The following is a 13,486-nucleotide window of genomic DNA, read 5'->3' on the forward strand; positions in this document are numbered from 1 at the left end:
CGCACCTGCACCGACGCCCGACGCCCAGCGAACGCACCGGGCATCGGGGCTTTCGCGTGTGCGTCCTTCTTAGAATGGCTCGGTGACTCCCACCCTGACAACCGTGCCGATGCCCTACCCAAATCCTGGGATCCGGCTGCGGTAGAAGCCGACCTGTACCAGGGCTGGGTGGATGCCGGATACTTCACCGCCGATCCGGCCAGCGAAAAGCCGCCGTACTCGATCGTGCTGCCACCGCCCAATGTGACCGGCAGCCTGCACATGGGCCACGCGCTCGACCACACCCTGATGGACGCCCTGACCCGCCGCAAGCGGATGCAGGGCTTCGAGGTGCTGTGGCTGCCCGGCATGGACCACGCCGGCATCGCGACCCAGACCGTGGTGGAAAAGCAGCTCGCCGCTGAGGGGCTGAGCCGGCAAGGCATGGGCCGCGAACGCTTCGTCGAGAAGGTCTGGGACTGGAAGCACGAGTCCGGCGGCACCATCGGCGGGCAGATGCGCCGCCTCGGTGACGGTGTGGACTGGAGCCGCGACCGCTTCACCATGGACGAGGGTCTGTCGCGTGCCGTGCGCACGATCTTCAAAAGGCTCTTCGATGCGGGGCTGATCTACCAGGCCGAGCGGTTGGTCAACTGGTCGCCGGTGCTGGAGACGGCGATCAGCGACCTCGAGGTCAAGTACGAAGACGTCGAGGGCGAGCTGGTCTCGTTCCGCTACGGCTCGATGAACGACGACGAGCCCCACATCGTGGTGGCCACCACCCGGGTGGAGACGATGCTCGGTGACACCGCGATCGCCGTGCACCCCGACGACGAGCGCTATCGCGACCTGGTCGGCAAGACCCTGCCGCATCCATTTGCCGACCACGAGATGATCGTGGTCGCCGACACCCACGTCGATCCCGAATTCGGTACCGGCGCAGTCAAAGTCACCCCAGCCCACGATCCGAACGACTTCGAGATCGGCATGCGCCACCAGCTGCCGATGCCGACGATCATGGATGCCAAAGGCCGGATCGCCGACACCGGAACACAATTCGACGGGATGGACCGGTTCGAGGCCCGGGTCAAGATCCGCGAGGTGCTGGCCGAGCAGGGCCGGATCGTCGCCGAGAAGCGGCCGTACCTGCACAGCGTCGGACACTCCGAGCGCAGCGGCGAGCCCATCGAGCCGCGGCTGTCCCTGCAGTGGTGGGTCAAGGTGGACGGTCTGGCCAAGGCGGCGGGCGATGCGGTGCGCAACGGCGACACCGTCATTCACCCGCCGAGCCTGGAGCCGCGGTGGTTCGCCTGGGTGGACAACATGCACGACTGGTGCATTTCCCGGCAGCTGTGGTGGGGTCACCGGATTCCGATCTGGCACGGACCGAACGGCGAGACCGTGTGCGTCGGCCCCGACGAGACCCCGCCGGCAGGCTGGGAGCAGGACCCCGACGTCCTCGACACCTGGTTCTCCTCGGCGCTGTGGCCGTTCTCGACCTTGGGCTGGCCCGACCACACGCCCGAGTTGGCCAAGTTCTATCCGACCTCGGTGCTGGTCACCGGCTACGACATCCTGTTCTTCTGGGTGGCCCGGATGATGATGTTCGGTACCTTCGTCGCCGACGATCCGGCGATCACGTTCGACGGTGCCCGCGCCCCGCAGGTGCCGTTCGAGAATGTGTTCCTGCACGGGCTGATCCGCGACGAGTTCGGCCGCAAGATGAGCAAGTCGCGCGGCAACGGCATCGACCCGCTGGACTGGGTGGAGAAGTTCGGCGCCGACGCACTGCGATTCACCCTGGCACGTGGGGCGAGCCCCGGCGGCGATCTGTCCATCGGTGAGGACCACGCTCGTGCGTCGCGCAACTTCGCCACCAAGCTGTTCAATGCGACCCGCTTCGCGTTGATGAACGGTGCCGCACCCGCTCCGTTGCCCGCTGTGAGCGACCTGACCGACGCCGACCGCTGGATCCTCGGCCGCCTGGAAGAGGTCCGGGCCGAGGTGGATTCGGCACTCGACAGCTACGAGTTCAGCCGGGCCTGCGAATCGCTGTACCACTTCGCCTGGGACGAGTTCTGCGACTGGTACGTGGAGCTGGCCAAGGTGCAGTTGGGCAGCCAGAAAGAACCAGGCGTCTCTCACACGACAGCGGTGTTGGCGGCAGTGCTCGACGCTCTGCTCAAACTGCTGCACCCGGTCATGCCGTTCGTCACCGAGACGCTGTGGAAGACGCTCACCGACGGCGAATCCATCGTGATCGCGCGGTGGCCGGAGCCGTCGGGTATTGCGCTCGATCCGGTTGCGGCACAACACATTGCCGATATGCAGAAGCTGATCACCGAGGTGCGCCGCTTCCGTAGCGACCAGGGCCTGGCCGACCGGCAGCGGGTTCCGGCCCGGCTGACGGCGATCGCCGAGGCCGGCCTGACCGAGCAACTGCCCGCGGTCACCGCGCTGGCCTGGCTGACCGACGCCGGTGACGGGTTCACCCCGTCGGCCTCGGTCGAGGTGCGTCTGGCGCAGGCCACGGTGCTCGTCGAGGTGGACACCTCGGGCACCGTCGATGTCGCGGCCGAACGACGCCGGCTGGAGAAGGACCTGGCCGCGGCGCAGAAGGAACTCGCGACCACGACGGCCAAGCTCGGCAACGAGGCGTTTCTGGCCAAGGCGCCCGAGAACGTCGTCGACAAGATCCGTGACCGTCAGCAGTTGGCCGGCGAAGAGGTCGAGCGGATCAATGCACGCCTGGCAGCCCTCAAGTGAGTGACCCAGTCCCTACTCCGGATGAGATCGCCGCACTGCTGCAGGTCGAGCACCTACTCGATCAGCGCTGGCCCGAGACCAAGCTGGACCCCAGCACGGCACGCATCGCGGCCCTGCTGGAGCTGCTGGGCTCACCGCAGCGGGCCTACCCGTCGATCCATGTCGCCGGGACGAACGGCAAGACGTCGGTCGCCCGCCTCATCGATGCGCTGCTGACCGCACTGCACCGGCGTACGGGGCGCACCACCAGCCCGCATCTGCAGTCCGCGGTGGAACGCATCTCGATCGACGGAAAGCCGATCACGCCAGCGCAATACGTGAATGCCTACACCGAGGTCGAACCGTTCGTGCAACTTGTGGACCAGCAGTCCGAGGCTGCCGGTGGGCCGAAGATGAGCAAGTTCGAGGTCCTCACTGCGATGGCCTTCGCAGCATTCGCCGACGTGCCCATCGATGTCGCCGTCGTCGAGGTCGGGATGGGCGGACGCTGGGACGCCACCAACGTCGTCAACGCCCCGGTCGCGGTGATCACCCCGATCGGCATCGACCACACCGACTATCTGGGCGACACGATCGCGGAGATCGCGGGGGAGAAGGCCGGCATCATCACCCGCCAACCCGACGATCTGGTTCCGACCGACACGGTGGCGGTCATCGCCAAGCAGGTTCCCGAGGCGATGGACGTGCTGCTGGCCGAAGCGGTGCGCGCCGACGCGGCCGTCGCCCGCGAAGACTCCGAGTTCGCTGTGCTGTCCAGGCAGGTCGCCATCGGTGGTCAGGTGTTGGAGTTACAGGGCCTGAGCGGTGTGTATTCCGAGATCTTCCTGCCGCTGCACGGCGAGCATCAGGCGCACAACGCGGTTCTCGCACTGGCCGCGGTCGAAGCGTTCTTCGGTGCGGGTGCCGACCGTCAACTGGATGTCGAGGCGATCCGGGCCGGGTTCGCGGCGGTGCACAGCCCGGGCCGGATGGAGCGCATGCGAAGTGCGCCAACAGTTTTCATCGATGCGGCACAATCCGGCCGGGGCTGCGGCGCTGGCGCAGACCCTGCAGCAGGAGTTCGACTTCCGCTTCCTCGTCGGGGTGGTGTCGGTGATGGGGGACAAGGACGCCGGTGGCATCCTGAGCGCGCTCGAGTCGGTGTTCGACCAGATCGTGGTCACCCACAACGGTTCACCGCGGGCGATGGATGTCGAGTCGTTGGCGTTGCTGGCCGAGGAGCGTTTCGGCCAGGATCGGGTGATCACCGCCATGACGCTGTCGGATGCCATCGAAACCGCCACCGCGTTGGTCGAGGAGGCCGGCGCAGAAGAAGGCCTGTCCGGGTCCGGAATGGTGATCACCGGTTCGGTGGTGACGGCCGGCGTGGCCCGGACCCTGTTCGGACGGGACCCGCAATGAACGATCAGACTCCGAGTGATCAGACGCCCGGCGACACGCGGCACCCCTGACCCATGGAAGAGCTTCCGTGGCGTGATGGCAGGCACGTTGATCCTGGAAGCCATCGTGGTACTTCTGGCCCTACCTGTGGTGGGTGTCAGTAACGCCGGGCTGACCTGGACGTCGGGCGGATTTGTGATCGGTCTGGCCGTCGTGTTGATCCTGATGTCGGGGCTGCAGGGCCGGCCCTGGGCCATCTGGGCGAACCTGGGTATCCAACTGGTAGTGATCGCCGGGGCGCTCATCCATGGGGCGATCGGCTTCATCGGTGTGATCTTCGCCGTGGTCTGGCTGTTGATCGTGTACCTGCGGGGTGAGGTCAAACGCAGGCAGGATCGGGGTCTGCTGCCCGGTCAGCAGCCGCCCGGCGAATAGCCGCGGCCAGGTGCGGTCTCCGTTGGGAGCCCGCGGTGGCACGCCGGGGTTACCGACCGGTACGCTCTCTGCTCGTGACTGAGCAGACCCTTGTCTTGATTAAGCCCGACGGCGTGCAGCGCCACCTGGTCGGGGAGATCCTCGGCCGGATCGAGCGCAAGGGTCTGACCCTGGCGGCGCTCGAACTGAAGAACGTCAGCATCGAGCTGGCCAAGCAGCACTACGCCGAGCACGACGGCAAGCCGTTCTTCGATTCGCTGCTGGAGTTCATCACTTCCGGACCCGTCGTCGCCGCCATCGTGGAGGGTCCGCGGGCTATCGCGGCGTTCCGTCAGATCGCCGGTGGCACCGACCCGGTGGAGAAGGCTGTGCCCGGCACCATCCGCGGTGACCTGGCGCTTGTGACCCAGGACAACCTCGTGCACGGGTCGGATTCGCCGGAGTCGGCAGCCCGTGAGATCGCCCTGTGGTTTCCTGGCGAAGCCTCCGCCCGATAATCCTTCTCGCAGTCTGGTCTGTACCGCGTCAGTGATGTGGGATACTGGGTGCGGGTTGCCAGTCTCAACCGAGGCTGAAGACCCGAATGAAGACTTCGACGAGCGCGACCACCGCAATCCGGTGCGGCGCGGGCCGTCCAGCCATCATTCAGCCAGGCACCGGGTGGGTTCGGTAGCGAACTGCCCGGAGCGAGACCACAACAAGCCCGGGGAAAGTGTCCCGGGCCAATAGCGGGAGCCCTCGCGTGGCCGCGTCGATACGACGCGCCCGGGGGCTTGAGGAGAATTCGTGGCCGAAGATGCCCAGAATGACGACCTATCGACCGAGACTCCGCAAGAGGAGGGACTGCCCGAGCGGCTGAGAGTCCACTCCCTGGCGCGGGTGCTCGGCACCACCAGCAGGCGAGTGCTCGACGCCCTGGCTGAGTTCGACGGCCGTCGGCGCAGTGCCCATTCCACGATCGACAAGGTCGATGCGGAGCAGGTTCGTGACGCACTCGCTCTCGACTCGACCGAGCCGGCTCAGTCCGAGCCGGTGCAGGTCGAGGAAGTCGCGGTGGTAGCGGCCGAGTCCGTCGAGGCCCCGGTAGAGGCCGAGGCTTCCGAAGGGACCCCGTCCTGGTGGGCGACGAGCCCGAGTCGCGGTTGATCCTGGAGACCGCGAATATCCCCGCGGTTCGGGAAGCGCACACCGAGCGAGCCGATTACCTGCCGCTGTTCGTCGCCCCGCAGCCCGTCAGCTTCGTGCCGGTCCTCGTCGATGTGGATGATGACGACGAAGACGACACCGATACCGACGATGACACCGATGCCGACTCGGATACCGACGACGATCAGGCGGATCGCCCGCCGCGCGCGGCGCCGTCGGGGCCGTCGGGGTCGCGGTCGTGGCCGCGGTGAGCAGGCCGACGAAAACGGATCCGATTCGGGCCCGGAATCCGACACCGACACCGCTGATGACGAGCGATTCCGATGAGGAATCCGACGACGAGACCGATGAATCCGATGAGGGCACCGACGACGACACCGCGGGTGGCGACGGCAACAACCGTCGCCGTCGCCGCCGGCGTCGGCGCAAGTCCGGCTCCGGTGACGGTGACGACGCGGGCTCGCCGGATGACCCGCCCAACACCGTCGTGCACGAACGTCCGTCCCGGCCCGAGCGATCGGGCAAGGCAGCGATGACTCGGAGATCCAGGGGATCAGCGGATCGACCCGCCTGGAGGCCAAGCGTCAGCGCCGCCGCGATGGCCGTGACGCAGGCCGCCGTCGTCCCCATCCTGAGCGAGGCCGAGTTCCTGGCCCGCCGTGAGGCCGTCGAACGCACCATGATCGTGCGCGACAAGGTCCGCTCCGACCCGCCGCATCAAGGTGCCCGCTACACGCAGATCGCTGTGCTGGAAGACGGTGTCGTCGTCGAGCATTTTGTGACGTCAGCGGCATCCGCCAGCCTGGTCGGCAACATCTACCTCGGCATCGTGCAGAACGTGCTGCCCTCAATGGAGGCTGCCTTCGTCGACATCGGCCGCGGACGCAACGGTGTCCTCTACGCGGGCGAGGTGAACTGGGAGGCCGCCGGCCTCGGCGGGTCGAACCGCAAGATCGAGCAGGCCCTCAAGCCGGGCGACTATGTCGTCGTCCAGGTCAGCAAGGATCCGGTGGGGCACAAGGGCGCCCGGCTCACCACGCAGGTGTCGCTGGCCGGTCGCTACCTGGTCTACGTGCCGGGTGCGTCGTCGACCGGCATCAGCCGCAAGCTGCCCGACACCGAACGCCAGCGGCTCAAGGAGATCCTCAAAGAGGTTGTTCCGGCCGATGCCGGGGTGATCATCCGCACCGCGTCGGAGGGCGTGAAAGCCGAGGACATCCGATCCGACGTCGAACGGTTGCAGCAGCGCTGGACCGAGATCGACGCCAAGGGCGCCGAGGTCACCGCGAAGAAGGCCGGCGCGGCCGTCGCCCTCTACGAAGAGCCCGATGTTCTGGTCAAGGTCATCCGTGACCTGTTCAACGAGGACTTCTCCGGCCTGATCGTCTCCGGCGACGAGGCCTGGGACACGATCAACTCCTACGTCAACACCGTTGCACCCGATCTCATGGGCCGGCTCACCAAGTACGAACCCGCCGGTGGTGCCGATGCGCCCGACGTGTTCGCCGTGCACCGCATCGACGAGCAGTTGGCCAAGGCGCTCGATCGCAAGGTGTGGCTGCCCTCGGGCGGAACCCTGGTCATCGACCGCACCGAAGCGATGACCGTCGTCGACGTCAACACCGGCAAGTTCACCGGTGCCGGCGGCAACCTCGAGCAGACCGTCACCCGCAACAACCTGGAGGCCGCCGAGGAGATCGTGCGGCAACTACGGTTGCGCGACATCGGCGGCATCGTGGTCATCGACTTCATCGACATGGTCCTCGAATCGAACCGGGATCTGGTACTGCGCAGGCTGACCGAGGCCCTGGGCCGGGACCGCACGCGGCACCAGGTGTCCGAGGTGACCTCGCTGGGCCTCGTGCAGCTGACCCGAAAGAAGTTGGGTACCGGTCTGATCGAGGCGTTCTCGACATCGTGCACCCATTGCGCCGGCCGCGGCATCGTGCTGCATGGTGACCCGGTCGACACGGCCGCGTCGTCCAACTCCGGCCGCAAGACCGAATCCAGTGGCAGCGGCGGAAGCAGCAGCCGCCGAAGCAAGCGGGGTAAGCGGGGCAATGCCCGTCCGGAGCCCGAAGAGACGCCGGTCGTCAAGGTGCCTGACCATCCGGTCGGTGAGCACCCGATGTTCAAGGCCATGGCTGCGGCGAACGACCGCCCCGACGAAGACCACGAAGGTCACGGGGACATCGACGAGCATGCCGCCGAGGCCCATGACGGCGAGGGTGACGAGCAGGTGACTCCTGACGACGCGGGCGTGACCGACGAATCTCCCGACGGCTTCGATGCGCACGACGCCGAGGAATCGGACGAATCGGACGAGGACTCGGATGAGGACTCGGAAGAAGACGAAGACGAGATCGACCTCGACGATGAGGACCTCGATGACGACGACGAGGACCTCGACGACGACTCGGACGAGGACCTCGGGACGACCCGGACGACGAGGACTTGGATGACGAGGACTCTGACGACCCTGACGAGGATGACGAGGATGACGAGTCCGAGAAGGACGTCTACCAGGCTCCAGAGCCCGTGGTAGCAGAGGTGACACAACCGCGGCCGTGTTCGTCGACGTGCCGCAGCCAGGCCGCCGGGCCGCCCGCCAGGACTAGTGGCAATGCCGCGCAGTTAAGGTCCGCGCCCTGTTGTCAACCGTCGAGGATTTCGATGGTGATGGCGGTTGTGTAGTTGGTGCGGTCGATGGCGCCTTTAGCCCGGTGCTTGGAAATGGCGCGTTTGACCACTCGGGGACTCGAGCGTGATCGCCGCGCTGGTAGCGGCTGGTTGAGCGGCGGCTCCGATGCAGCCGATCAGGTCGATGGTGGCGTCGGCGATCGTTGCGGCGGCGTGAATGACTTGGTCGCGGGCGGTGTTCAGGGCGACGGTGAGGCTCAGCCGGTCGGGGCCGATGTCGGGACGGGCCAGTGCGGTATCGGCCAGGGCGGTGCGCAGGGCCTGGTAGGTGATCAGCAGTGCGTAGACCTCTTGGGTGATGCCGGCGGGGGTACCCGCGCGCAGCACTCGTCCGCCAGAATGGTCGATTTCAATTCCAGGTAGCTGGTTTCAATCTCCCACCGTTGATGGTAGAGCTCGACCAGTTCGTCTGCGGGATATTGCTTTTCGTCTAGCAGGGTGGTGACCAGGCGGTAGTGACCGTAGCGGGTCGCCCCGCCGTCGAGCCGCACGCTGATGCGGGCGTCGATCACCCGCACGGTCACCGCGCCCATCCGTGCCAGCCACGTCCGGTCCGCCAGCGTCTTGATCGGGGCAGCACACGGGCGTCTTTGCAGCGGATCAGCAACTCGGCATGGGTCGAGGCGATCTTTTCCACGAGCTGTGACGGCGAAGTTGCGGTCAGCCAACAGCAGCATGTCTGGTTTCAGGCACCGCAGCAGCGTTGGTGCATAGGTGGTTTCGCCTACTCCGTAGGCGCCGAACACGGCATCGACGACGGTGCGGGTGCCACGACCGTCAGCATGCGCAGCATCGGATACCGGACTCGGCGTCGGGGCGGCCGGTTTGGCGGCCGAACGCTGCGGCGTTGGCTGCACTGTTGGGCACGAACATCGAGGTGCCGTCGATCGCGCAGACCAACAGCCCATGCCAGCGCGTCGCGCCGACAGCCGGGCCGCGTACCAGGGTGAACAATTCGCGCAGCGGGGCAACTCCGACACGTCGCAATGCTTGTGACAGTGCCGAAGAACCCGTGCGGCCACGGTGACCGGATCCAGGCCGGCGACCAGCCGCGCCCAGACCTGCTGGTATCCGATCTCGGCGAACAACGCCCCGGCCAGCAGCAGGTAGACCACGACCCGCGAGGGCAGCACCCGAACACGGCGCTGTACGCGGCCGGTGTTCTCAAGGCGGCATCTACAAGATCGGCGGACACGATCCGGGTCAACTCGCCCAGATGGCCCGGCGCGAACCGGCCCTGACGACCCGGTGGCCCAGGACAGATGACAGACTGAACAGACAGCGGAACTCCCTGGTGAGATGGTGTCTTTGGACGGACAATCCATCGATACCGGGAGTTCCGCTGTCTACCATCCCACACGGCGTGTCACAATTGCCACACCAGTCACGCTTAACTGCGCGGCATTGGGACTAGTGGGCGGTTTGACCCTCTACCCGCTGGTCAAGTACCCTTGACCAGTTGTCTCCAGTGCCTGTAATAGTCGCAGGCCGGTGACGGCGGGGCAGCCCGCCACCCAGACCCGCACGCACCGACCGGTAGCGCGCCCGCAGAAAGCAGCAGAGCAGAGGACACGATGGCGACATACGCAATCGTCAAGACCGGCGGCAAGCAGTACAAGGTTGCCGTCGGTGACGTGATGAAGGTTGAGAAGCTCGACACCGAGCCGGGCGCGTCGGTATCTGCCCGTCGCCCTGGTGGTCGACGGTGCCAGCGTCACCAGCAAGGCCGATGACCTGGCCAAGGTCGCCGTGACCGGCGAGGTGCTGGAGCACACCAAGGGTCCCAAGATCCGCATCCACAAGTTCAAGAACAAGACCGGCTACCACAAGCGCCAGGGGCACCGTCAGCAGCTGACCGTGCTCAAGGTCACCGGTATCAAGTAGCAAGGGAGCGAACTAATGGCACACAAAAAGGGCGCTTCCAGCTCGCGCAACGGTCGTGATTCCGCAGCCCAGCGGCTCGGCGTCAAGCGTTTCGGTGGTCAGGTCGTCAAGGCCGGCGAGATTCTCGTCCGCCAGCGCGGCACCCATTTCCATCCGGCGTGAATGTCGGTCGTGGTGGCGATGACACGCTGTTCGCACTGTCCCCGGCGCTGTGGAGTTCGGCTCCAAGCGCGGCCGCAAGCACGTGAACATCGTTCCCGTGCCGCGCCCGAGGCCTGAGACTTAGAGGATTCTCCGCGAATGTGAAGCAGCTGCGAGTTCTCGATCGAACTTTCGCGATAGCTTCACATTCGACGGAGTGTCCGATGCCCCGGTTTGTCGACCGCGTCGTCATTCATGCGCGTGCAGGCAACGGTGGCCACGGCTGCGCGTCGGTGCACCGAGAGAAATTCAAACCTCTCGGTGGACCCGACGGAAGTAAGGTGGTCGCGGCGGCAGCATCGTGCTCGTCGTCGACCCGCAGGTGCACACCCTGCTGGACTTCCATTTCCACCCGCACGTCGACGCCCCTCCGGCAAGCCGGGTGCGGGCAAACCGTGACGGTGCCACCGGCGACGACCTGGTCGTGCGCGTGCCGGACGGCACGGTGGTGCTCGACGAGAACGGCCGGATGTTGGCCGACCTGGTCGGTGCCGGCACCCGGTTCGAAGCTGCGCAGGGCGGTCGAGGTGGGCTCGGCAACACTGGCTTCCCGGCCCGCAAGGCCCCGGCTTCGCCCTCCTCGGTGAGAAGGGCAGGCCCGAGATCTCACGCTGGAACTCAAGACCGTTGCCGATGTCGGCCTGATCGGATTTCCGTCGGCGGGCAAATCGTCTCTGGTGTCGACCATCTCGGCGGCCAGCCCAAGATCGCCGACTATCCGTTCACCACCCTGGTGCCCAACCTGGGCGTGGTGTCAGCAGGCGACAACACCTTCACCGTCGCCGACGTTCCCGGTCTGATCCCCGGCGCATCCGAGGGCCGGGGCCTCGGCCTGGAATTCCTTCGGCACCTTGAGCGCTGCGCTGTGCTCGTGCATGTCGTGGACTGCGCCACCATGGAACCCGGGCGTGACCCGATCTCCGACATCGAGGCTTTGGAGGCCGAACTCGCGGCCTACACTCCGACCCTGCAAGGCGATTCCACGCTGGGCGACCTGGCATCGCGGCCACGTGCAGTGGTGCTCAACAAGATCGACGTTCCCGATGCCCGGGAGCTGGCCGACTTCGTGCGTGAAGACGTGCAGTCCCAGTTCGGCTGGCCGGTGTACGAGATCTCGACCGTCAGCCGTGATGGTTTGCGGCCGTTGATCTTTGCGCTGTGGGAGATGGTAAAGGCGTATCGCGATGCGCAGCCTGAGGTGGTGCCCAGGCGTCCGGTGATCCGGCCGATCGCAGTCGACGAGAGCGGCTTCACCGTCGAATCGGACGGATACGGCGGGTTTTGCGCGGTACCCGTCCCGAGCGCTGGATCGCCCAGACCGACTTCGGCAACGACGAGGCCGTCGGCTATCTCGGTGACCGGTTGGCGCGGTTGGGTGTCGAGGATGCGTTGTTCAAGAATGGCGCCAAGCCCGGCTGCGCCGTGACCATCGGTGACATGACTTTTGACTGGGAACCGCAGACCCCGGCCGGTATCGACATGCCGCTGACCGGTCGAGGTACTGACATCCGGCTCGAACAGAGCGACCGGATCGGTGCCTCGAACGCAAGGCCGCGCGGCGCGAACGGCGCCAGCCGGGAGCGAGGACGAGTGACCAGCGCAGGCTCGACGCACTCCTCCGCACATCGGGAAGCGATTCGGACCGCTCGCAGTGTCGTCGTCAAGATCGGCACCACTGCGCTGACCACTCCGTCCGGGGTGTTTGACGCCGGCCGACTCGCGGTCCTGGTCGAGGCCATCGAAGGCCGGATGCGCGCGCTCTGATCTGGTGATCGTGTCCTCGGGTGCCATCGCTGCCGGAATCGAGCCGCTGGGGCTGTCCAACGCCCCACCGATCTGGCCAACAAGCAGGCGGCCGCCAGCGTCGGGCAGGTCGCCCTGGTCAACGCCTGGAGTTCAGCCTTCGCCGTCTACAACCGAACGGTCGGGCGGGTACTACTGACCGCCCGACATCGCGATGCGGGTGCAGCACAACAACGCCCAGCGCACGCTGGACCGGTTGCGCGCGCTGCATGCGGTGGCGATCGTCAACGAGAACGACACCGTGGCCACCAACGAGATCCGGTTCGGCGACAACGATCGGCTGTCGGCGCTGGTGGCTCAGTTGGTCGGTGCCGACGCGCTGATCTGCTGTCCGACATCGACGGCCTGTATGACGGTGACCCCCGGAAAGCATCTCCGGATAACCCGGCGCGGTTCATTCCTGAGGTCGGTGCGCAGGGGGATCTCGACGGGGTGGTGGCCGGCGGTGGCAGCCACCTGGGCACCGGCGGCATGGCCTCGAAGCTGTCTTCGGCGTTGTTGGCTGCCGATGCCGGGGTGCCGGTGCTGCTGGCCGCCGCGGCGGATGCCGCTGCGGCACTGAGCGATGCCTCGGTCGGCACCGTGTTCGCGCCGCGTCCCGAGCGGATGTCGGCGCGGCGCTTCTGGGTTCGCCATGCCGCGGAATCGCACGGCGCGCTGACCCTCGACGACGGTGCGGTGCGTGCGGTCGTCCAGCGGCGGCGTTCGCTGCTGCCCGCCAGGATCACCGAGGTCACCGGCTACTTCCACGGCGGTGACGTGGTGGACCTGCGGGCGCTTGACGGGCAGACCGTGGCGCGGGGCGTGGTGGCCTACGAAGCGTCGGAGTTGGCTGCGATCATCGGCCGTTCGACGCCGGATCTGCCGCCCGAACTGCGCCGTCCCGCGGTACACGCCGACGATCTGGTCGCCACCTAGGGATTTGGGTGCACCCACCGGCGCCCACCGCCGCTAGATGCACCGAAATCACTGGGGTGGAGACTGCAGAATACAGGGCACCCCAGATGATTTCGGTAAGTGTCGGCCAGTTCGGCATCGTAGGACGCCGGGTGCGACGGCAGATTCTGGTGGCAGGTCCGCTCCACCATCCAGGTCAGCGTGCTCGCGGTGGCCGCGGCCTGCAACTGCGGCCGGATCGCCCCGACGGACTGGCCGCCCTCGATCACCCTGGTGAGCTGGTCGGAGATCCCGG

At 66.6% G+C, this 13,486-nt stretch carries 5 protein-coding genes and 6 pseudogenes; 9 read left to right on the forward strand and 2 right to left on the reverse strand.

Translation table 11 applies throughout. The features are described 5' to 3' along the window. The first annotated feature begins 42 nt into the window (after window positions 1-42). The 5 genes and pseudogenes from G6N44_RS27215 (at window position 43) to G6N44_RS27235 (ending at window position 8,400) form a co-directional block, all read left to right on the forward strand. On the forward strand, window positions 43-2,745 hold the full coding sequence (locus tag G6N44_RS27215) for a valine--tRNA ligase (RefSeq protein WP_163670425.1): 2,703 nt from the start codon (window positions 43-45) through the stop codon (window positions 2,743-2,745). Beyond that, window positions 2,742-4,146: pseudogene (gene folC / locus G6N44_RS27220) on the forward strand (bifunctional tetrahydrofolate synthase/dihydrofolate synthase). The gene G6N44_RS27215 and the pseudogene folC overlap by 4 nt, the downstream one beginning before the upstream one ends. A gap of 75 nt (window positions 4,147-4,221) precedes the next feature. Continuing rightward, entirely contained in the window at window positions 4,222-4,560 is a 339-nt protein-coding gene (locus G6N44_RS27225; protein WP_163669418.1) for a DUF4233 domain-containing protein, read from the forward strand. A 74-nt stretch (window positions 4,561-4,634) separates the two neighbouring features. Beyond that, window positions 4,635-5,057: a nucleoside-diphosphate kinase gene (ndk, locus tag G6N44_RS27230; protein ID WP_075922034.1), complete on the forward strand. Its 423-nt coding sequence runs from the start codon at window positions 4,635-4,637 to the stop codon at window positions 5,055-5,057. 289 nt (window positions 5,058-5,346) lie between these two features. Then, a pseudogene (locus G6N44_RS27235) lies at window positions 5,347-8,400 on the forward strand (Rne/Rng family ribonuclease). A 21-nt stretch (window positions 8,401-8,421) separates the two neighbouring features. Here G6N44_RS27235 and G6N44_RS29275 read toward each other — a convergent pair. Both G6N44_RS29275 and G6N44_RS27240 read right to left on the reverse strand, forming a co-directional pair. Further along, entirely contained in the window at window positions 8,422-8,733 is a 312-nt protein-coding gene (locus tag G6N44_RS29275; protein WP_197907478.1) for a hypothetical protein, read from the reverse strand. After that, on the reverse strand, window positions 8,679-9,539 hold the full coding sequence (locus G6N44_RS27240) for a transposase (RefSeq protein ID WP_197907479.1): 861 nt from the start codon (window positions 9,537-9,539) through the stop codon (window positions 8,679-8,681). Before G6N44_RS27240 ends, G6N44_RS29275 begins: the two co-directional genes overlap by 55 nt. Window positions 9,540-9,980: 441 nt before the next feature. On the opposite strand from G6N44_RS27240, the pseudogene rplU reads away from it, so the two are divergent. The 4 pseudogenes from rplU to proB all read left to right on the forward strand — a co-directional run bounded on the left by rplU (window position 9,981) and on the right by proB (window position 13,212). Next, a pseudogene (gene rplU, locus G6N44_RS27245) lies at window positions 9,981-10,290 on the forward strand (50S ribosomal protein L21). 15 nt (window positions 10,291-10,305) lie between these two features. After that, window positions 10,306-10,576: pseudogene (gene rpmA / locus G6N44_RS27250) on the forward strand (50S ribosomal protein L27). A 79-nt stretch (window positions 10,577-10,655) separates the two neighbouring features. Continuing rightward, window positions 10,656-12,071: pseudogene (gene obgE, locus G6N44_RS27255) on the forward strand (GTPase ObgE); the annotation flags it as partial. A gap of 10 nt (window positions 12,072-12,081) precedes the next feature. Further along, window positions 12,082-13,212: pseudogene (gene proB, locus G6N44_RS27260) on the forward strand (glutamate 5-kinase). The last annotated feature ends 274 nt before the right edge of the window (window positions 13,213-13,486 follow it).

It is taken from the genome of Mycolicibacterium alvei, from assembly GCF_010727325.1.
GTDB lineage: Bacteria > Actinomycetota > Actinomycetes > Mycobacteriales > Mycobacteriaceae > Mycobacterium > Mycobacterium alvei.